This is a genomic window from Flavobacterium sp. LHD-80 (assembly GCF_030929605.1).
Taxonomy (GTDB): Bacteria; Bacteroidota; Bacteroidia; order Flavobacteriales; family Flavobacteriaceae; genus Flavobacterium.
Window position 1 is genome coordinate 49,967 of the sequence record NZ_JAVFVS010000007.1, and the last position, 21,420, is coordinate 71,386.

Genomic DNA, 21,420 nt, shown 5'->3' on the forward strand with positions numbered 1-21,420 from the left:
ATATATTCTTAACTTAAAACTGTTTATAGCATGCAACTGTATAACACTTTGAGCGCAGAAGAAAGAGCTATCATGATCGATGATGCAGGTAAACAACGTCTTACGTTGTCTTTCTATGCGTATGCCAAAATTGAAGATCCCAAAAAATTTCGCGATGATTTATTTCTAGCCTGGAACGCACTTGATGCTTTAGGCCGAATTTATGTTGCCAATGAAGGAATAAATGCTCAAATGAGTATTCCTGAAGAAAATTTGGAGACTTTTAGAGCAACTCTTGAAGTTTATGATTTCATGAAAGGCATTCGTTTAAATGAAGCTGTAGAACATGACGATCATTCCTTTTTAAAATTAACTATTAAAGTACGTCACAAAATCGTTGCCGACGGTTTGAATGATGATACCTTTGATGTAACTAATATTGGCGTTCACTTGAAAGCCAGAGAGTTCAACGAAATTCTTGATGATCCAAACACAATTGTGGTTGATTTTAGAAATCATTACGAAAGTGAAGTCGGACATTTTAAGAACGCTATTACTCCAGATGTTGAAACTTTTAGAGAGAGTTTGCCAATCATCAACGAGCAACTTCAAAACCATAAAGAAGATAAAAATCTGGTAATGTATTGTACTGGAGGAATTCGTTGTGAAAAAGCAAGTGCTTATTTTAAACACCAAGGTTTTAAAAATGTATTTCAATTGGAAGGCGGAATTATCAATTATGCTAAACAAATTGAAGCTGAAGGTTTAGAAAGCAAATTCATCGGGAAAAACTTTGTATTTGATAATCGTCTTGGCGAAAGAATCACGGATGATATTATTTCGCAATGTCATCAATGCGGAAAACCTTGTGACAATCACACGAACTGTGAAAACGACGGCTGTCATTTGTTGTTTATTCAATGTGACGAATGCAAAACAGCAATGGAAAATTGTTGTTCTACAGAATGCCTTGAAATTATTCATATGCCTTTAGTGGACCAAGTTCGTTTGAGAACTGGAAAACAAGTTGGAAATAAAGTATTCCGAAAAGGAAAATCGGAAAACCTGAAATTCAAACATTCGGGAGAATTGCCAAATGCTGCTCTTGCTGAGATTGAAAAACCAGTCGATATTCGTCAGAAAATAAAAGTGAAAAAAGTACTTCTTGGAAAAGCAGAACATTATTATGTAAAAGCACAAGTTGGACAATTTACAATTGAAAACCAAGAGTTAAACAGCGGTGATAAAATCTTAATTTCTGGTCCAACTACTGGAAATCAGGAAATGGTTTTAGAAAAACTGATTGTTGACGGAGCTGAAACTCAATCTGCTAAAATTGGTGATAAAGTTACTTTTGAAGTTCCTTTTAGAATTAGATTATCGGATAAAGTTTACAAGATTTTAGATTGAATTTAATAGGAGTGTTACGATATTTACGTTAAATTTTGATAATATAGAACAAAGCCCACTGTTTCAGCAGTGGGCTTTTTTAATAAGAGAATATACTGTGAATAATTTTTAAAACATAAACTATGATATAAATCATAGGAATCTAATCTACACCCACATTATTTTTGTCGATTGTTAGATGACTGATTAAAAATCATTTCATTGAAATAATAGAATCAAAAATGACAATTAACAATACAATCGAACTTATGTCTCCAGCTGGAGATTTTGAGTCACTTCAGGCTGCTTTAGACAATGGCTGTGATTCCGTATATTTTGGAGTTGAACAGCTTAATATGCGTGCACGTTCAACGGTAAACTTTACCATTGACGATTTAAAAGAAATTGCCAATCGATGCGAAGCAAAAAAAGTTCGAAGCTATTTGACTTTAAACACTATTATTTACGATCATGATCTATCAGTCGTAAAAACATTATTGACCAAAGCCAAAGAAGCAAATATTACGGCAGTAATTGCATCTGATCAGGCTGTAATAGCTATGGCAAGATCAATTGGAATGGAAATTCACATTTCAACCCAGTTGAATGTAACGAATATCGAGACCATAAAATTCTACAGTTTATTTGCAGATACGATGGTTTTAAGCCGAGAATTAAGCTTGCGTCAAGTAAAAAATATTACGGCTCAAATTGAAAAAGAACAAATAAAAGGCCCAAATGGTAATTTAGTCGAAATCGAAATTTTTGGCCATGGTGCTTTGTGCATGGCGGTTTCAGGAAAATGTTATTTAAGTCTGCATTCAAATAACTCATCTGCAAATCGTGGTGCTTGCAAACAAAACTGCCGAAAAAAATATACGGTTATTGATCAGGAAACAGGTTTCGAAATCGAATTGGATAACGAATACATGATGTCGCCAAAAGATTTATGTACAATTGATTTCCTAGATCAAGTTATCGATTCCGGAATTCAAGTTTTAAAAATCGAAGGACGCGGACGCGCACCAGAATATGTGGCAACTGTAACCAAAACGTATCGCGAAGCAATTGATGCGTATTACGATGAAACTTTCTCAAAAGAAAAGACCGCAGTTTGGATGGAAGCTTTAGAAACCGTTTACAATCGCGGATTTTGGTCCGGATATTATTTGGGTCAGGAATTAGGAGAATGGAGTGATATTCCAGGATCTGCGGCAACTCAGAAGAAAGTTTATGTTGGAAGAGGAACGCATTATTTCCCAAAAGCAGAAGTTGGCCAATTTAAAATAGAAGCGTACGATATCAAAATCGGGGATAAAATTCTCGTAACAGGACCAAGCACAGGAGCGCAGGAAATGATTATCGACGAAATGTTTGTAAATGATCTTGCGACAGAAAAAGCGACAAAAGGTGACGATTGCACTTTTAAATTGCCTTTTAGAATTAGAATGTCTGACAAATTATATAAAATTGTTGAGGCATAATGGTAGTCGTAACTTTACAAAGAGATAAATGCATTGGTTGTAACTATTGCGTCGAAATGGATCCAGTTCATTTTCAAATGTCAAAAAAAGATGGAAAATCAGTTTTGATTCATTCGCAGAATGCAAAAGGCTTTTTTACACTTAAATCCCCAAATCATGCAATTGTAGAAAGTTGTGAATTGGCTGCAAAAGCGTGTCCGGTGAAAATTATTACGGTGAAAGAAACCTAAAAAATAAACGTATAGAATCCTAAATAAGCCTATTTTGTGACAAACAGAATAGGTTTTTTTATTTAACAACCCTTTACAATTAATCTATAAATGGTCAAATAAAAAAAATACTATCTTTACCGATCAAACGTTTATGAACTTAAGTTGCTTTTATGCAACACTACATATATAATTATGGCATGTACAAGTTGTTCAACCTCAGATGGTGGCGCACCAAAGGGTTGTAAAAATAATGGGACTTGCGGCACCGATAGCTGCAATAAATTGACGGTTTTTGACTGGCTTTCAAACATGAGTCCGTCTAATGGAGAGGCGATTTTTGATTGTGTTGAGGTTCGTTTTAAAAACGGACGCAAAGAATTTTTTAGAAATTCAGAGAAATTAACTTTAAGTATTGGCGATATTGTAGCAACTGTTGCTTCGCCAGGACATGATATTGGAATTGTTACTTTAACAGGCGAATTGGTTAAAATTCAAATGAAGAAAAAAGGAGTAAATTACGAAAGTAACGAAGTTCCAAAAATCTATAGAAAAGCATCTCAAAAAGATATTGATATTTGGTCTGTAGCGCGTGATCGTGAAGAGCCTATGAAGGTTCGTGCACGTGAATTGGCAATTCAGCATAAATTGGAAATGAAAATTTCGGATATCGAATTTCAAGGAGACGGATCGAAAGCGACGTTTTATTACACAGCAAATGACCGTGTGGATTTTAGAATGCTGATTAAGGATTTTGCAAAAGAATTTAGCACAAGAGTTGAGATGAAACAGGTTGGTTTCCGTCAGGAAGCGGCGCGTCTAGGCGGAATTGGTTCTTGCGGACGTGAACTTTGTTGTTCAACTTGGTTGACAGATTTTAGAAGTGTCAATACATCGGCGGCGCGTTATCAGCAATTGTCATTGAATCCGCAAAAATTGGCGGGTCAATGTGGAAAGCTTAAATGTTGTCTAAACTATGAGTTAGATACTTACATGGATGCTTTGAAAGAATTTCCAGATTACGATACAAAATTAGTAACCGAAAAAGGAGACGCTGTTTGTCAAAAACAAGATATTTTTAAAGGATTGATGTGGTTTGCATACACTAATAATTTTGCAAACTGGCATGTTTTGAAAATTGATCAGGTTAAAGAAATTATTGCTGAAAATAAACAGAAAAACAAAGTTTCTTCATTAGAAGATTTTGCTATCGAAGTAACTTCTGAACCAGAAAAAGACTTTAATAATGCAATGGGACAAGAGAGTTTAACTCGTTTTGATCAGCCAAAAAGAAAGAAAAAACCAAACCGCAAACGCAAACCAAATGCTGAAAATACGGTCGTGGCAGCAACACCAAATAAACCACAGCAAGGAAATAATAACAGCAATAATAATAAACCGGCTGGCGGGAATCCGAATAAATCAAATAAAGGACAGAACAAGCAAAATCATTCGAATAAATCAAATAAACCGAATGAAAACAAGCCTGCTGAGCCTAGAAAACCAATAATTATTACTAAAAATGAGAATAGAAAATAGCGCAATTCTTCTTTTGGTTGCAATACTTCTTTTTTCATGCGATAAAAAAAGAGTATTTGATGAATACAAATCGGTTGGAAGCGCCTGGCATAAAGATAGTGTTGTAACATTTGATTTGCCAGTTTTAGATTCTACCAAAAAGTACAATTTATTTGTAAATTTGAGAGACAACAACAATTATCCGTTTAATAATCTGTTTCTAATTGTAGCCATTGAAACGCCAAGCGGTTTCACAAAAGTAGATACGCTAGAATATCAAATGGCTAATCCAGATGGAACCTTACTAGGAAATGGTTTTACGGATATCAAAGAGAGTAAATTGTTTTACAAAGAAGATGTAAAGTTTAAAGGAAAATACAAAGTTCACATCAAGCAAGCTGTTAGAGAATCAGGCAAAATTCCTGGTGTTCAGGCTTTAGAAGGTATTACAGACGTTGGTTTTAGAATAGAACAAAAAGATTAGAAAATAATTATGGCTGCTAAGAAAAACAATCAATCAAATAGCGTTAAAGATATTAATTACTATAAAAAGAAGTTCTGGCGTGTTTTTGCCTATACATTACTTGGTATTTTGGCTTTCTTTTTATTTGCCTCTTGGGGATTATTCGGTTCAATGCCTTCGTTTGAAGATCTAGAAAATCCAGATTCAAATTTAGCCACTGAAATTATTTCTTCGGATGGAGTTGTAATTGGTAAATACTTTAAAACAAATAGATCTCAGCTTAAATATTCTGATTTGCCAAAAAGTTTAGTTGAAGCTTTAGTTGCAACAGAAGATGCTCGTTTTTACGAACACTCAGGAATTGATGGACGTGGAACTTTAAGAGCTGTTTTCACTTTAGGAACTAATGGTGGAGCGAGTACACTAACACAGCAATTAGCAAAACAATTATTTCACGGAGAAGGTTCTAAGTTTTTGCCATTTAGAATTGTTCAGAAAATAAAAGAATGGATTATTGCTATTCGTCTGGAAAGACAATATACTAAAAATGAAATTCTTGCAATGTATTGCAACGTTTATGATTTTGGAAATTATTCAGTTGGAGTTAGTTCTGCTGCTCAGACTTATTTTTCGAAAGATCCAAAAGATTTAACGATGGACGAATCAGCTATTTTAGTTGGAATGTTCAAGAATTCAGGATTATACAATCCGGTTCGTAATCCGCAGGGAGTTAAAAATCGCCGTAATGTGGTGCTTTCTCAAATGGAAAAAGCAAAAATGATCACTACAGCCGAAAAACTGAGATTACAAGCTTTACCAATTACATTAAAATTCAAATTAGAAAGCCACCGTGAAGGAATGGCAACATACTTCAGAGAATATCTTCGTGATTACATGAAAAAATGGGTTGCTGAAAATAAAAAACCTGACGGATCTGATTATGACATTTATAAAGATGGTTTAAAAATTTATACGACTATCGATTCAAGAATGCAGCAATATGCTGAAGAAGCAGTTTCAGAACATATGAAAAATTTGCAACAGCAGTTTTTTATTGAAATGAAAACCAATAAAAATGCTCCTTTCGTAAATATTACCCAAGCTGAAACTGACAGAATCATGATGCAGGCGATGAAAAATTCGACTCGCTGGGCCATTATGAAAGATATGGATAAGAGCGAAGATGATATTATTGCTTCATTCAAAGTAAAAACGCAAATGCGAATTTTTACTTGGAAAGGGGAGCGTGATACAATCATGACGCCACTGGATTCGATTCGTTACTACAAACACTTTTTGCAGTCTGGTTTAATGGCAATGGAGCCTCAAACCGGAAACATTAAAGCATGGGTTGGTGGTATCAATTACAAATATTTCCAATACGATCACGTAGGGCAGGGAGCAAGACAAGTTGGTTCGACTTTTAAACCTTTTGTTTACGCAACGGCAATCGAACAGTTAAATATGTCTCCTTGTGATTCAATTTTAGATGGACCTTTTATGATTCATAAAGGGCGTCACCACGTAACAGAAGATTGGGAACCAAGAAACTCTGACAACAGATACCGTGGAATGGTAACGTTGAAACAAGGTTTGGCAAATTCGATCAATACAGTTTCGGCTAAATTAATTGACAGAACTGGTCCAGAAGCAGTTGTTGAATTGACAAAAAAATTAGGAGTAAAAACTGAAATTCCGGTACAACCATCTATTGCGCTTGGAGCTGTAGATATTACTGTTGAAGACATGGTTGCGGCATACAGCACATTTGCAAATCAAGGAGTTTATGTAAAACCGCAGTTTTTAAGCCGAATTGAAAATAAAAGCGGTGAGGTTATTTATGAGCCAATTCCAGAATCGCATGATGTTTTGAATAAAGATATCGCTTTTGCTGTAATCAAATTATTAGAAGGAGTTACTGAAACAGGTTCTGGTGCGCGTTTACGTACAGAAGGTGGAGGAAGTGGAGACAATCGCTGGACAGGATATCCATATATGTTTAGAAACCCAATTGCAGGTAAAACTGGAACAACGCAAAACCAGTCAGATGGTTGGTTTATGGGAATGGTTCCAAATTTAGTAACTGGAGTTTGGGTTGGATGCGAAGATCGTTCGGCACGTTTCAAAAGTTTAACTTACGGACAAGGAGCAACAGCTGCACTACCAGTTTGGGCATATTTCATGAAGCTTTGTTATAAAGACGAAGCGCTTCAAATTTCAAAATCTGAATTTGAGCGTCCAGCAAATCTTTCTATAAAAGTGGATTGTTACCAAAGACCTGCTGTTGTAAAAGATACTACACAAACAGAACAAAATACAGACGAATTCGAGCTATAGTTTAAGTTCGGTTTTTTAATAAAATTATCCTTTTGTTTTCTTTTAAATTAATAGAAGAAAACAAAAGGATTTTTTTTGGATTGAATTTATAATTAAAAATTTAACCGCAAAGTACGCTAAGGTTTACGCAAGGTTCGCAAAGTTTGAATTTTATAAAATAACTTTGCGAACTTTGCGGTTGAAAACTAGATTTATTTTTTACGAAATCGATATAATTCAATCTAAAAATCTTATTTTTATCAAAAATATACAGTAATAAAGATCATTTGTTATGATAACAAAAAAAGTTAATAATGTTCAGGACGCAATTGCAGGAATTGAAACTGGAATGACAATTATGTTTGGTGGTTTTGGTTTATGCGGTATTCCTGAAAATACGATTGCAGCATTGGTAAACACATCAATTTCAGATTTAACTTGTATTTCAAACAATGCAGGCGTTGATGATTTTGGGTTAGGTTTGCTTTTGCAGAAAAAACAAATCAAAAAAATGATTTCGTCATATGTTGGTGAAAATGCTGAGTTCGAACGCCAGATGCTTTCTGGAGAATTAGAAGTGGAATTGACACCACAAGGAACTTTGGCAGAAAGATGCCGTGCCGCTCAAGCCGGAATTCCTGCATTCTTCACGCCAGCCGGTTATGGAACCGAAGTTGCCGAAGGAAAAGAAGTGCGTGAATTCAAAGGAAAAATGCATATTATGGAAAAAGCTTTTGAAGCTGATTTTTCAATTGTAAAAGCATGGAAAGGCGATGAAGCAGGAAATCTTATCTTTAAAGGAACTGCCAGAAACTTTAACGCTTGCATGGCTGGTGCCGGAAAAATTACAATTGCCGAAGTTGAAGAGCTAGTTCCAGTTGGAACTTTAGATCCAAATCAAATTCACATTCCGGGAATTATGGTACAACGCATCTTTCAGGGAGAAAAATTTGAAAAGAGAATCGAGCAACGTACCGTAAGACAGAGGTAATTAGATAATGAGATAATTTGTCAATTAGATAATTAAACACATGCTTGAAAAAATTATCTAATTATCAAATTGACTAATTGACACATTAAAAAAATATGACGAAACTTTCTATCCTTCTGATTTCATTTTTTACTTTTCAGGCTTTTTCTCAGACAACATCTGATCTTCGGAAAGAACTAAATCAGATTATTACAACTAAGAAGGCAACAGTTGGAATTTCTATTAAAAGTATTGAAGATAAAGATACTTTAAGCATCAATGGAAATTTGAAAGCGCCGTTAATGAGTGTTTTTAAATTTCATATTGCCTTAACTGTTTTGAACAAAGTGGATGAAGGTAAACTTTCATTAGGTCAAAAAATCTTTATTAAGAAGAAGGATCTGAATGAAAATACTTGGAGCCCGATGAGGGAAGATTATCCGGAAGGAAATATGGACTTAACGTTAGATAAATTATTGCGATATACGGTTTCGCATAGCGATAATAACGGCTGTGATTTATTGATTAAGTTAGTTGGAGGAACGAAAGAGGTTCAAAAATTTATAAACAAACAAGGTATTAAAGATTTTGTCATTAAGGTCAATGAAAAGCAAATGGAAACTTGGAAAAATCTTTATATAAATACAACAACGCCGTTGGCAACAACAGAATTACTTGAAAAATTCTACAAAGGAGTAATTCTTAAAGAAACGACAAAAAAGTATTTATATCAAATAATGGTTGAGACGTCAAGAGGACTTACTTGGTTGAAAGCTGGACTTCCCGAGGGAACTGAATTGGCACACAGAACCGGAATTTCAGGAACAAATGATAATAATCTGAGAGTTGCCATGAATGATGTTGGAATTGTAAAGCTTCCAAATGGAAAGCATTTTATTATTTCGGTTTATTTAAAAGAGATAACAGAAACCAAAGAAGATACTGAGAAAATAATCGCAGATATAGCTAAAGCGACTTGGAATTATTTTACCAAAAGAAAATTAGATAATTAGAAAATGTGATAATTAGATAATTAAATAGGCAAAGTGAAGCATTATCTAATTATCTAATTTCCAAATTGACACATTGAATTTATGTTAACAAAAGAAGATATAGCAAAACGAATTGCTAAAGAAGTAAAAGACAGGTATTTTGTAAACCTTGGAATTGGCATTCCGACTTTGGTTGCAAATTACGTTAGAGAAGATATTGCAGTTGAATTTCAAAGTGAAAATGGAGTTCTCGGAATGGGACCATTTCCATTTGCAGGCGAAGAAGATGCTGATATTATCAACGCAGGAAAACAAACTATAACAACACTTCCGGGTGCGAGTTTTTTTGATTCGGCTTTTAGTTTTGGAATGATTCGCAGTCAAAAAGTAGATTTAACGATTTTAGGCGCAATGGAGGTTTCTGAAAACGGAGATATCGCCAACTGGAAAATTCCGGGAAAAATGGTAAAAGGAATGGGAGGCGCAATGGATTTGGTGGCTTCCGCCGAAAATATCATCGTTGCCATGATGCATGTGAATAAAGCAGGTGAATCTAAAATCTTAAAAAAATGCACTTTGCCATTAACCGGAGTAGGATGCGTTAAAAAGGTTGTAACCGAGCTTGCTGTTCTAGAAGTAACCGAAAAAGGTTTTAAGCTCTTAGAACGCGCGCCAGGTGTTTCAGTTGAGCACATCATCGCTTCAACTGAGGCGGATTTGATCATTGAAGGCGAAATTCCTGAAATGTCGATTTGATTTTTAAGGTTTAAAGATTCAAAGGCACAGAGATGCAAAGGTGAATGAGATAAAGAGAACTTTCTTGAATGAAAGTTCTCTTTTTTTATTTTTTCAGACCAAATAACAAAGTAATCTTTTATTTACATTTGCTTTAATCTTAAAACGCACACATTTGGAAAAGTTTGAAATAGATTTAAAATGGGGAAGTTATTTCTTTCTTATAAATACGGCAACTTCAATTTTAATAACGTTGTTAATGTCCTTGGTAGATATTGGTAGTTTGCAATATTTGTCGAATATTTTAATACCAATTTTTATAATTCAATTGCTTTATTTTAGTATTAAAGTTTTAAAAGAAAATAAAAGATATAATTTAAGTAAGGGTTTTCGAAAAATCCTTGTTTTTATCCGTTTCTTGGTATTCTATTTTATGCTGTCTTCATGTGTAAACGGAATTTCAAATGTATATTTTCCATGTTTTCCTTCATTGTTTCCATATAGAGATAAAGACATTTCAGAATTCTTAATTGATGAAAACTCAAATGAAGATTATGTGGTTACATTAAATGATTTTCTTTTTATGTTGAAAAGAAAACTTTCACGAGCTTACATTTAGAACATAAAATACAAAAACCGCCAATAAGGCGGTTTTTTCTTTTTTTAAACTTTGCAACTTTGAGTCTTTGCAACTTTGTACCTAAAACTCACAAAGTATATATTACAAATTAAATGAAGCTCCTAAACTGAAAGTAGCCTGATTATTTAAATGATCAAAAACATCATTGTTGTCGCTGTATTTTGCAATTGGAAAACCAATTTCTGTGAAAACACCAAATCCTTCAGTAAAGAAATATCGTCCTCCAACATGCCCTCCAAAATTTTTCAAACCTAAGCTTAAACCTGGGTAAATATCTAATTGCTCGATTCCAATAACACTGCTTAAATTAGCGTTGATTCTTGCTTTTGCATCAAAACGATCTTTAAATTCTGGTTTGTAATCATTGTATGGAGTTGGATTACCACCGTAAATGCCATTGAAATTATTTACGCCAAGTAAATAGTTTGAAACAAAACCAAAAGAGAAATTTTCTCCTAAACCAAAATCTACAGAACCTTGAATTCCAGAACCACCATCCTGAATGTTAGCACCAACATTTACTTTGATATCGCCTTTGCCTTTAAAAGCTTGTTGCGCATTAATAAATCCGAATGATACTAAAAACAGTAGTGTAATAACTTTTTTCATAAACTTTATATTAATAATTTTGAGATGCAAAAATAGTTTTTTGGAAATCAATTCCTACCTTTTTCGTCAGGATATAATTCATTTAATGGTTCACTCTGCCAGAATTCCTTGGTATCCACATTCATAATCGTCAAAGGACCTTTGAACGCAGCACCAGTATCAACATTCCAGACACAAGCTTTGTTTACAGGTATGGTTTCTCCAATTCGGGTTACAGGAGTGTGGCCAATGTAGATTTCTTTATAAACCGTAAAACGTTTAGGATAATATAAATCATCTGGTTTTAAAGCCGGGTTTAAAGCAAGAGCCGATTCCCAAAGCGTTCTGTCCCAATAAAATAATTTCGGAAAGTATTCCCAGACAACGCCGTTCAAATTTGTAAATCCGGCGTGAACAAAAAGGCGGTTTTCATCATCAAGATAATAATCTTTCAATGATTCTAAAAATGTGATATGCGTTTTCTTTTTTTCTTCAGAAAGTTTAGAATATCCTTCAACAGTAGCTTTTCCGCCATGTTTGTACCACATTTCTTCATCAAAATCTTCATGCCTGTTTTCCAGCCAGTCCAGTGCCAGCTGATCATGATTTCCTCTAATGCAAATGCATTTTTGTTTGGTTTTAAGATCAATTAAAAAATCGATTACGTCTGCAGATTGACTCCAGCCATCAACATAATCGCCTAAAAATATAAGGGTATCTTCTGCAGTAACTTTGGCTCTGTCCAACACTTGCTCAAGTGCGCGTAATCCTCCGTGTATATCGCCTAAAACAAATGTTCGCATTTTTTAATATTTCGAATAAGGATTACAAAAATAGAGAAAATGATTTGTTTGGAATCATTTAGTTGTTAATCTTTGCGAACCTGATAATTTTATGTTTTAATTTTTCAGGCAAAAACAAATAACTAACATAACCTAAAAACAATTTATGAAAAGAAACTTAACTCTTTTATTTTTAATGCTTGCTTTTGCGGGATATTCGCAAGGTAAGCTTACTTACGGAAGTGGCGGTACCGTTTACAATGCTGAAAACCAAAAAGTAAAAACAGACTTAGTTCGAGCCCTGATGAACGAAAATCCAGAAGCTTTGGCACTTTATAATTCCGGAAGAAATAAAAAAACCTGGGGAAATATTTTCTTTTATGGAGGATTGGCACTTGTGGCAACCAATTTGATTGTTGAAATGAATGAGGGAGATATGCCAGATAATTGGAATGGCTATGGGCCAGCGCCAGTAAAACGTTCAAATATGACAATGGCTATTATTGGCGGTGCTATGCTTGTTGCTTCAATTCCGATTAAGATTGGATATCCAAAAAAAATAAAAGCAGCTCTTGAAAAATATAATAAAGGTTTGGCCGAAAATTATAGTCCAGGACCAAAAACGACTTTAATTGCCAGTACAAACCAAATTGGCTTGAGAATAGAGTTTTAAGAGATCTTATTTAGAAGAAAATATAAAGCTATAGTTGTAAAACTGTGGCTTTTTTTATGATATTTTAGTGCCATTTTTCAGCGTTTCCTATTTAAATTTGTAACATGTCTGAAACTCCTGTTTACCGAAAAATTATCCATATTGATATGGATGCTTTTTATGCTTCAGTAGAGCAGATGGATAATCCTGCCTTACGAGGAAAACCTGTTGCTGTTGGCGGTTCAGAAAATAGAGGAGTGGTTTCGGCAGCAAGTTACGAAGCCAGGAAATTTGGTGTAAGAAGTGCAATAAGCGGGGTTTTGGCTAAAAAATATTGTCCGGAAATTATTTTTGTTCGTCCAAGATTTGACCGCTACAAAGAGATTTCTTCTAAAATTCATAAAATTTTTCATGAGTACACAGATTTAGTCGAACCGCTTTCTTTGGACGAAGCTTATCTCGATGTCACCCAAAATAAAAAAGGGAATCCAAGCGCGAGTTTGCTTGCTCAGGAAATCAGGATGCGAATTTTGAATGAAGTTGGACTTACAGCTTCGGCAGGAATTTCAGTTAACAAATTTGTAGCTAAAATTGCAAGCGACGTTAATAAACCGAATGGTCAAAAAACGGTCAATCCAGATGAGATTTTAGCTTTTTTAGAAGAATTGCCAATCAGGAAATTTTATGGCGTTGGGAAAGTAACGACTGAAAAAATGTATCAGCTCGGTATTTTTACAGGCGCCGATTTAAAAAGCAAAACATTGGAATTTCTCGAAAAACATTTCGGGAAATCTGGCGGTTTTTATTATAAAGTTGTACGAGGCATTCATAATAGCGAAGTAAAATCAAATCGTATTACAAAATCTGTAGCAGCCGAACATACTTTTGATGTCAATTTATCCTCTGAAATTTTTATGCTTGAACAGCTCGAAAAAATCGCGACGTCATTAGAAAGACGTTTGAAAAAGCATAACATTTCGGGCAAAACCGTTACGCTTAAAATCAAATACAGTGATTTTACACAGCAGACTAGAAGCAAAACACTTCCTTATTTTATTTCAGATAAAAGCCTGATTTTAGAAACTGTAGAAGAATTGTTGTACCAAGAGCGAATGAAAGATTCTGTGAGATTGCTCGGAATTTCGCTAAATAACTTGAATACAGAGGAAAAGAAGGCCGTTGTTGTGCAATTAAAATTTTCATTTTGATTTGTTATAATAATTAAAAATACGGTTTCCCGTAAAAAGGATTGGACTTTTAGCTTTATCTTTGAGAGAAAAGATGTCTCATTTAAATTGCTCCAAATGAAAAACGCTGACCTTGAAGATGCTTCTTATCGTTATTCGGTACCAATTTTGGCTTGGGATTTTCATTATGAATATGTAAATGAATTAAAAGCTATTGTTGCCGATTTGAAAAAACTCCATGATATTTCAACTCAATATTCATGGAATGAAAAGGAACTTGAAATAGAAGAACGGATTAAAAATGAAGTAGTTGTGATTACAGATTTGAATTTGAGAATTGTTTTCGCATCAAGTAAAATCAAAAGAATGACCGGCTATACCGAGGCAGAAGTTTTAGGAAACACGCCCAAAATGTTTCAAGGGCCAGAAACATGTCCTACTGCCCTTAAAGAAATCAGAGAAGCAATCCAGTTGAAAACCTCGTTTGAGAAGACGATTGAAAACTATAAAAAAAACGGAAAAGTATACAGTTGCCACATCAGCGGATTTCCTGTTTATAACGCTAAAGGCGAAGTTTCTCATTTTATAGCATTTGAAAAAAATGCTCTTAGTGCTTAGTTTTCTGCCACAAAGACACTAAGTCGAGAAGAAAATAATTTATAAGGAAATAAAAAAACCGCCTTTTAGGCGGTTTTTGAATAATATAAAAACTTTGTGTCTTAGTGCCTTTGTGGCAAAATACTACAGGTTTTCAAAAAAGTCATTTCCTTTATCATCTGTAATGATGAAAGCAGGGAAATCTTTTACGGTGATTTTACGAACAGCTTCCATTCCTAATTCTTCAAAATCAACAACTTCTACTTTTAGGATGTTGTCTTGTGCCAAAATAGCAGCAGGACCTCCAATCGAACCTAAATAGAATCCGCCGTATTTGTTGCATGCATCTGTAACTTGTTTAGTACGGTTTCCTTTAGCAAGCATAATCATACTTCCTCCATGTTTCTGGAATTCATCCACATAAACATCCATACGTCCAGCTGTTGTTGGTCCAAAACTTCCTGAGGCCATTCCTTCTGGAGTTTTTGCAGGCCCAGCATAATAAACTGGGTGATTTTTAAAGTATTCCGGCATTGGTTGTCCGGCGTCTAGTAATTCTTTAATTTTTGCGTGTGCAATATCTCTGGCAACAATTACAGTTCCGTTTAGTTTTAGACGCGTTTTAATTGGATACTGAGATAATTTAGCTAAAATGTCGGCCATTGGCTGATCTAAATCAATTTCAACTGGAGCTTCTAAATGTGGAGCCGTTTCTGGTAAAAATTGTTTCGGATTTACTTCTAACTGCTCAACGAAGATTCCGTCTTTCGTGATTTTTCCTTTAATATTTCTGTCAGCAGAACATGAAACACCTAATCCAACTGGACAAGAAGCGGCGTGACGAGGCAAACGAACGACACGAACATCATGCGTAAAATATTTTCCTCCAAACTGAGCTCCAATTTCACTTTCTTGACAAATTTTTTGAACTCTTTCTTCCCATTCTAAATCACGAAATGCCTGACCAGCCATATTTCCTGAAGTTGGAAGATGATCATAATATCCTGCAGATGCTTTTTTAACAGCGCCTAAATTCGCTTCCGCAGAAGTTCCCCCAATTACTAAAGCCAAGTGATAAGGAGGGCAAGCCGAAGTTCCTAAATCTTTGATTTTTGCACGAATAAATGCATCCAACGATTTGTCGTTCAATAACGATTTTGTCTGCTGATATAAATACGTTTTATTCGCAGATCCGCCTCCTTTTGCCATAAATAAAAATTCGTAAGAACTTCCTTTTTTAGCATAAATATCAATTTGAGCAGGTAGATTTGATCCTGAATTTTTCTCCTCAAACATCGTAATCGGAACGATTTGAGAATAACGTAAATTACGTTTTTGGTACGTATTGAAAATTCCTCTGCTCAGCCATTCTGCGTCATCAACACCAGTAAAAATGCTTTCGCCTTTTTTTGCCATTACAATGGCAGTTCCTGTATCTTGACAGCTTGGCAATTGACCTTCGGCAGCGACAGAAGCATTTTGAAGTAAATTATACGCCACAAAACGATCATTATCTGTCGCTTCTGGATCGTCAAGAATATTTCTTAGTTTTTGCAAATGTGTCGTTCTCAACATGAACGACACATCTGTTAAAGCTTCTTCGGCTAATAATTCTAAACCTTTTGGGTCTACAGTTAAAACTTCGCGTTCTCCAAATTTTTCTGTTTTTACAAAATCAGAAGTGATTTTGCGGTATTGTGTCTCATCCTTTAAAATCGGATAAGGATCTTGGTATATAAAATCAATCATTGTTTTGTTTTTTTACAAAGTTAGAAATTATTTACCTAAGAAAGAATTTGAATTAGGGGCGTTTGTACATAATTTATGGGTGATTTTAAAAAAACCATGTCGCCACAAAAATAGCCGTAATCACACAAATTAAATCCACCAAAAGCATTGTGCCCAAGGCATAACGTGTGTTTTTAATATTAACCGAACCAAAGTACACGGCAATTACATAAAAAGTACTCTCGGCACTGCATTGAAAAATGCTGCTCAATCTTCCTGTTAGAGAATCGGCGCCAAATGTATTCATTGAATCAATCAAAAAGCCTCTTGACCCTGCAGAACTGAACGGGCGCAACATGGCTACAGGCAGTGCATTTGTAATTTCTTGACTTACACCTAAATTCGAAAATATAAATGCAATTCCGTCGCTAATAATTTCAAATAAACCACTGTTTCTAAACAAAGAAATAGCAACCAGCATTCCTAAAACATAAGGAAAAATGGTAACTCCGGTTTTAACTCCGTTGTTTGCACCAACGACAAAAGTGTCAAAAACAGTCGTTTCAGCCTCTTTAAATTTTTTCTCATGAACAAAAGAGAAAATCAAAGTAAAAGCAATAATCGCAATTAATATTAATCCTGAAAGATTTGAAGTAAAATAGTTTTTTCCAATTAAATCCAAGTGATTCACATACATCAATAAACCAACTATTGCAGCAATTAAAGTCATTAAACCAATAAGTAGCGATGCACTTTTAAAATTGATTTTTTGTTTGATTCCAACAATTAAGAAAGCGGCAATTGTGCCAATAAACGAAGTTATAATACAAGGTAACATTACATCGGCTGGATTTGTTGCATTTGCGGCCGCACGATATCCAATAATCGAAGTAGCAATTAAAGTCAATCCAGACGCGTGAAGACACATAAACATAATTTGTGCATCACTTGCTTTGTCTTTATCGGGATTTATTTCTTGTAAACTTTCCATAGCTTTCAGTCCAAAAGGCGTTGCAGCCGAATCTAATCCTAAGAAATTAGCAGCAAAGTTTAGGGTCATGTACGAAATTGATGGGTGATTTTGTGGGATGCTAGGAAATACTTTTACAAATACCGGACTCAAAAGCTTAGCTAATTTTCCAGAAGCTCCAGAAATAATTAAAAGCTCCATCAAACCGCAGAAAAAAGCCAGGTAAGCAATAAGTGGCAGAATTATATCAACTAACGTAGTTTTACAAGTTGGCAATAAACCATCAGATTTTTGTAAACCGCTGTAAATTCTTACTGTTTTGTTTTTGTAAACGTAAGTAGTATCAGCATTTAATGTGTCGCGATTGACAATCATGGTTTGATCTTTCGCTTTTGCAATACTGTCTTTTATGAAAGCAGGAAGCTGTTCGATGTATTTTTCAGAAACCAAAATCGGGTCGTCTTTTTTTCCATTCAATACAGAATCAACGGTATAAGTATTGGCAGTAAATAAACTGACTACAATAAAGAAAATTGAAGAAATGAAAATCGCTAACCAAAATCTGCTTAAAACCATAATTATATTTTTTGTAAATGTAATTATTTAGCAATAAAACGCACAAAGATTTTAGTATTGAAAGTAGAAGTATTTAAATGAAGCGATAAATTTTTAGTGAAAATTCGATTTATTCAATAACAATTTTGGTTTCCAGGTACTTTTCAAAAGATTTTATTCCTTCAAATAAAACCTTTTTTTTAGAGAATTCGGTATCATTAAAAAATTGTGTTTCTACTTTGACATGATCTTTTTTGACTGTTCTTTTCCAAATTCCAATTACTTTTCCGTTTTCCAGAATAATGGGTTTAAAAATCCCATTATTGGTAAAAGCTTTTGATTGATGTTCGGGTTGCATAGAAGCTTCTCGAGTTTTATATGAAATTAAAAGTTCATCAAAAGCTGGAAGAAAATGTACGCTTTCGCGGAAGCTGCTTTCAAAAGAATAATCCGTTCCAAACCAATAAATCTGTCCGTCGATTTCGACAGAATTCAATTGCAACCCTATTGCATTAACTGTTTGCTGACAGATAGTTGGAGGGAAACCAGACCACCACGAAAAGTCAGTGATCGTAGCAGGGCCGTGGCTTTCAAAGTATCGTTTTGCTAATTTTTCGAGGCCTTCTTCTTTGGTTAATTTGTTTTTTGGTTTAGCAACTCTTTCTTCTAATAATGCATAAGTGATTTGTTTGCCTTTCATTTTTCCGTTGCAAACCAAACCGTCTAGTTCGGCATTCATCATAATAGCCGCACTCAGAAAATCTTCTTTTGAAGTTTTGCTGATGCCAAGTTCCTGCATAATTTCATCTCGAGTCAAATGATTGTTTCCGGCTAAAAGCTTTTCGATTGCATTATTGGTTTGATCAAGTTTTTTTGCATCATAACCAAATTTCTTAGCTGCCGAAATTGTAAAACGTTTTACTTGGGGCGCAGAAAGATCCAGCATCCAATAAATATCATCAGAAGATACAAAATGCCAAGTGGGACGAAGAATATGGGTCCGAATAATTTTAGCCGAATTCACAGCTTCTTCAATTTCCTTTTCAGAAGAATCACAACGGGAACCAATTGCCCATTTCGCCATTGCATAGTCCTGCGCCTGTATTGCGCCAAAATGTCGAACGATTTCTTCCGGTGAGCATTGACTTGTTTTATACAATTTTTGAGAAACAAGACGATGATGTGAAATTTCAGAATGAATCATTTGCAAAACTTTTTATTAAACCATATAAGTGATATGAGTTCATGATAAGTAACCTTAGCACCTTAGCACCTTAGCATCTCAGAACCTTAGGACCTTAAAAAGAGCTATACATGAATAATCTCTTCCTCAATCAATAAATCTTCTCTTCTTAAGCGAAGGAAAATCTGTGCAACGGCAATAGTATCTTTTTCGCAATACGTTACAATTCGATCAATGTCTTTTTCGACATAAAAAACATGTGCAACCTGACTTCCGTCGATATCACCTTTTGGAGAAGGAACTCCGAGAATTTTAGTCAGTAATTTTAAAGAAGTAAAATGCTTGTAATCGCCAAATTTCCATAATTCTAAAGTATCTAAATGTGCAATTTCCCAAGGTTTTTTGCCAAATAAATTCAGTTTGTCTGGAATCGCGATTTGATTGATGATCATTCGTCGCGCAATAAACGGAATATCAAATTCTTTGGCATTATGTCCACACAAAAGATGTTGAGGCTGATTGAAATGATTGTTCAGAAGATTATTGAAGTCTTTCAGAATCTTTTTTTCTTCTCCAAAAAAAGAAGTCACTCTAAAATTCCGAATATCACCTTTGATTGTAAAATAACCGACAGAAATACAGACAATCTTTCCAAATTCCGCCCAAATTCCGGCGCGATCATAAAATTCTTCCGGCGTAAAATCGTCTTTTCGCTGATATTGTGTTTTTAGATCCCAGAGCGATTGCATTTCTGCGTCAAGCGAATTGAAGTTTTCTTCTTCCGGAACCGTTTCTATATCCAGGAAAAGAATATTATTAAGATTTATTTTTTCAATCATTATTTTAGTTTAAAACACGAATTGCACTAATTAACACTAATTATTTGAAGAAAAATAGTTACGCAAAACTTCACTTTTTTGTAAATATAAAGCTATAATTTTAATTTGTGTAAATCTGTGAAATTTGTGTTTAATTTTAGAATAAACTTTGCTGTTTACTTGGACTTTCGTGTTCCAAAAGCCATTTCTTGCGAGATAATCCACCGGCATAACCAGTCAAAGAACCATTTGTGCCAATAACACGATGACAAGGAACAACAATCCAAAGCGGATTTTTGCCATTTGCAGAAGCGACAGCTCGAATTGCTTTTACATCGCCCAACTTTTTGGTTTGATCCATATAACTTACTGTTTTTCCGTATGGAATTTCTAATAATGCTTTCCATACTTTTTGTTGAAATTCAGTTCCTTGCGGATTCAGTTTTAAGTCGAAATCGGTTCTTTTTCCTTCGAAATATTCTTCTAATTGTGAAACAGCGTCTTGTAAAACTTTTGGAATTTTCTTTGAAACTTCATTTGTGCCAACATCAGAAACAGAAATTACTGCAATACCGTCTTCGTCTCCAACTATTTTGGTGATTCCTAAGGGTGAATTAATGTAAGCTGTTTCCATAATTTTTTTAACCGCAAAGGCGCTAAGATTTACGCAAAGTTCGCAAAGTTTTTTAAACCATATAAGTTATATAAGCAATTTTAAGTTTTTGTTGCTACAAAGTTTACACGAGTGTCATCCTGAGCGAAGTCGAAGGCTTGTGAAAACAAAACGGGGCTTCGACTTCGCTCAGCCTGACAATCTCTAATAATTTTCCAGATTAAACTGATAACTTAAAACATTCTCAATTTTTCCGCTGGAAATAACCTTTTTAATATTCGATTTTTCAGAACTGAATTTGGGTAAAACAAGATTTTGTTCTTTTGCTTTTTGCGTATAATATTCCTCTCTTGTGGGATGAAAAGGCGCTACAGCATTGAAAACTTCATTCCATTTTGATTGGTTTATGATGGCTTCAATAATTCCCATACAATCATTTTGATGAATTAAATTTATCGGAGCATCAGGATTTTCTAGATTTTCTTTTCCGGATAAATGTTTTACAGGATGTCGGTCTTCGCCGATTAATCCGCCGAAACGTAAAATCGTAGTTTGGAAGTTTTTGTTTTCAAGAAGAATATTTTCGGCTAAAAGCAATTGTTTACCGCTTTCAGTTTCAGGATTTGGAACGGTTTCTTCTGTAATAAAATCGTTTTCATCGCCATAAACAGAAGTTGAACTTACAAAAAGTACTTTCTTAACGATTGATTTCTCTATAAACGGAATTAGGTTTTTAATTTTTTCGACAAAGACTTTCTTTTCAGAACTTGGGTCAACGGTTCTTAATTTTGGCGGAATATCAATAATTAAGATTTCGCTTTCAGATAAAAAATCATTTATACTTTCTGAAACACTTTCGCTTTCAAGCGCAACCAAAAACGGATTTATTCCGGAATCTTTTAAAATTGAAAGTTTGTTTTCAGAAGTTGTGGAGCCTTTTACTGAATTTCCTTTTTCGAGAAGTCTTTTTGCCAAAGGAAAGCCTAACCAGCCACAACCTAATATGCTTATTTGTTTCATTGTTTTAAGTTTCAAAGCCACAAAGATACAAA

The 21,420-nt window shown here is 34.5% G+C and carries 21 protein-coding genes; 13 read left to right on the plus strand and 8 right to left on the minus strand.

Annotation, left to right across the window (positions count from 1 at the left end):
* Positions 1-30: 30 nt before the first annotated feature.
* From RB619_RS11055 to RB619_RS11100, 10 genes are all read left to right on the plus strand, one after another.
* On the plus strand, positions 31-1,389 hold the full coding sequence (locus RB619_RS11055) for a rhodanese-related sulfurtransferase (RefSeq protein ID WP_308097342.1): 1,359 nt from the start codon (positions 31-33) through the stop codon (positions 1,387-1,389).
* Between the two features lie 221 nt (positions 1,390-1,610).
* Complete coding sequence (locus RB619_RS11060) at positions 1,611-2,852, plus strand: peptidase U32 family protein (protein WP_308097344.1); 1,242 nt, start codon at positions 1,611-1,613, stop codon at positions 2,850-2,852.
* Complete coding sequence (locus tag RB619_RS11065; RefSeq protein WP_289879027.1) at positions 2,852-3,082, plus strand: ferredoxin; 231 nt, start codon at positions 2,852-2,854, stop codon at positions 3,080-3,082. Before RB619_RS11060 ends, RB619_RS11065 begins: the two co-directional genes overlap by 1 nt.
* A 174-nt stretch (positions 3,083-3,256) precedes the next feature.
* Positions 3,257-4,600, plus strand: coding sequence for a regulatory iron-sulfur-containing complex subunit RicT (locus RB619_RS11070; protein WP_308097347.1), 1,344 nt, complete (start codon positions 3,257-3,259; stop codon positions 4,598-4,600).
* Positions 4,584-5,063 (plus strand): gliding motility lipoprotein GldH, encoded by a 480-nt coding sequence (locus RB619_RS11075; protein WP_308097349.1) that lies wholly within the window; start codon positions 4,584-4,586, stop codon positions 5,061-5,063. Before RB619_RS11070 ends, RB619_RS11075 begins: the two co-directional genes overlap by 17 nt.
* A gap of 9 nt (positions 5,064-5,072) precedes the next feature.
* Positions 5,073-7,379 carry a transglycosylase domain-containing protein gene (locus tag RB619_RS11080; RefSeq protein ID WP_308097351.1) on the plus strand — a complete coding sequence of 769 codons (2,307 nt, stop codon included), beginning with the start codon at positions 5,073-5,075 and terminating at the stop codon, positions 7,377-7,379.
* A gap of 271 nt (positions 7,380-7,650) precedes the next feature.
* Positions 7,651-8,349 (plus strand): CoA transferase subunit A, encoded by a 699-nt coding sequence (locus tag RB619_RS11085; RefSeq protein WP_308097353.1) that lies wholly within the window; start codon positions 7,651-7,653, stop codon positions 8,347-8,349.
* 95 nt (positions 8,350-8,444) lie between these two features.
* On the plus strand, positions 8,445-9,341 hold the full coding sequence (bla, locus tag RB619_RS11090) for a class A beta-lactamase, subclass A2 (RefSeq protein ID WP_308097355.1): 897 nt from the start codon (positions 8,445-8,447) through the stop codon (positions 9,339-9,341).
* 81 nt (positions 9,342-9,422) lie between these two features.
* Complete coding sequence (locus tag RB619_RS11095; protein WP_308097357.1) at positions 9,423-10,076, plus strand: CoA transferase subunit B; 654 nt, start codon at positions 9,423-9,425, stop codon at positions 10,074-10,076.
* Between the two features lie 154 nt (positions 10,077-10,230).
* The gene (locus tag RB619_RS11100; protein ID WP_308097359.1) at positions 10,231-10,674 is read left to right on the plus strand and encodes a hypothetical protein; all 444 of its coding nucleotides are present in this window, start codon (positions 10,231-10,233) and stop codon (positions 10,672-10,674) included.
* A 102-nt stretch (positions 10,675-10,776) separates the two neighbouring features.
* On the opposite strand, the gene RB619_RS11105 is transcribed toward RB619_RS11100, so the two are convergent.
* Together RB619_RS11105 and RB619_RS11110 are read right to left on the minus strand one after the other, a co-directional pair.
* Positions 10,777-11,304, minus strand: a complete 528-nt coding sequence (locus RB619_RS11105; RefSeq protein ID WP_308097361.1) for a DUF6646 family protein — start codon at positions 11,302-11,304, stop codon at positions 10,777-10,779.
* A gap of 47 nt (positions 11,305-11,351) precedes the next feature.
* The gene (locus tag RB619_RS11110) at positions 11,352-12,086 is read right to left on the minus strand and encodes a metallophosphoesterase family protein (protein WP_308097363.1); all 735 of its coding nucleotides are present in this window, start codon (positions 12,084-12,086) and stop codon (positions 11,352-11,354) included.
* A gap of 145 nt (positions 12,087-12,231) precedes the next feature.
* On the opposite strand from RB619_RS11110, the gene RB619_RS11115 reads away from it, so the two are divergent.
* The 3 genes from RB619_RS11115 to RB619_RS11125 all read left to right on the plus strand — a co-directional run bounded on the left by RB619_RS11115 (position 12,232) and on the right by RB619_RS11125 (position 14,522).
* Positions 12,232-12,738, plus strand: a complete 507-nt coding sequence (locus tag RB619_RS11115) for a hypothetical protein (protein WP_308097365.1) — start codon at positions 12,232-12,234, stop codon at positions 12,736-12,738.
* Between the two features lie 104 nt (positions 12,739-12,842).
* Positions 12,843-13,925: a DNA polymerase IV gene (gene dinB / locus RB619_RS11120; RefSeq protein WP_308097368.1), complete on the plus strand. Its 1,083-nt coding sequence runs from the start codon at positions 12,843-12,845 to the stop codon at positions 13,923-13,925.
* Positions 13,926-14,021: 96 nt separating this feature from the next.
* A complete protein-coding gene (locus tag RB619_RS11125) occupies positions 14,022-14,522 on the plus strand; it encodes a PAS domain-containing protein (protein ID WP_308097370.1) in 501 nt (166 codons plus the stop codon).
* A 123-nt stretch (positions 14,523-14,645) separates the two neighbouring features.
* Here the strand turns inward: RB619_RS11125 and RB619_RS11130 are convergent, their stop codons facing one another.
* The 6 genes from RB619_RS11130 to RB619_RS11155 all read right to left on the minus strand — a co-directional run bounded on the left by RB619_RS11130 (position 14,646) and on the right by RB619_RS11155 (position 21,388).
* The gene (locus RB619_RS11130; RefSeq protein ID WP_308097372.1) at positions 14,646-16,250 is read right to left on the minus strand and encodes a fumarate hydratase; all 1,605 of its coding nucleotides are present in this window, start codon (positions 16,248-16,250) and stop codon (positions 14,646-14,648) included.
* 85 nt (positions 16,251-16,335) lie between these two features.
* Positions 16,336-17,775 carry a nucleoside recognition domain-containing protein gene (locus RB619_RS11135; protein ID WP_308097374.1) on the minus strand — a complete coding sequence of 480 codons (1,440 nt, stop codon included), beginning with the start codon at positions 17,773-17,775 and terminating at the stop codon, positions 16,336-16,338.
* A gap of 109 nt (positions 17,776-17,884) precedes the next feature.
* The gene (locus RB619_RS11140) at positions 17,885-18,958 is read right to left on the minus strand and encodes a winged helix DNA-binding domain-containing protein (protein WP_308097376.1); all 1,074 of its coding nucleotides are present in this window, start codon (positions 18,956-18,958) and stop codon (positions 17,885-17,887) included.
* A gap of 104 nt (positions 18,959-19,062) precedes the next feature.
* Positions 19,063-19,776, minus strand: coding sequence for a 3'-5' exonuclease (locus RB619_RS11145; protein ID WP_308097378.1), 714 nt, complete (start codon positions 19,774-19,776; stop codon positions 19,063-19,065).
* Between the two features lie 136 nt (positions 19,777-19,912).
* A complete protein-coding gene (locus RB619_RS11150) occupies positions 19,913-20,389 on the minus strand; it encodes a methylated-DNA--[protein]-cysteine S-methyltransferase (protein WP_308097380.1) in 477 nt (158 codons plus the stop codon).
* Between the two features lie 183 nt (positions 20,390-20,572).
* Complete coding sequence (locus tag RB619_RS11155; RefSeq protein WP_308097382.1) at positions 20,573-21,388, minus strand: NAD-dependent epimerase/dehydratase family protein; 816 nt, start codon at positions 21,386-21,388, stop codon at positions 20,573-20,575.
* Between the last annotated feature and the right edge of the window lie 32 nt (positions 21,389-21,420).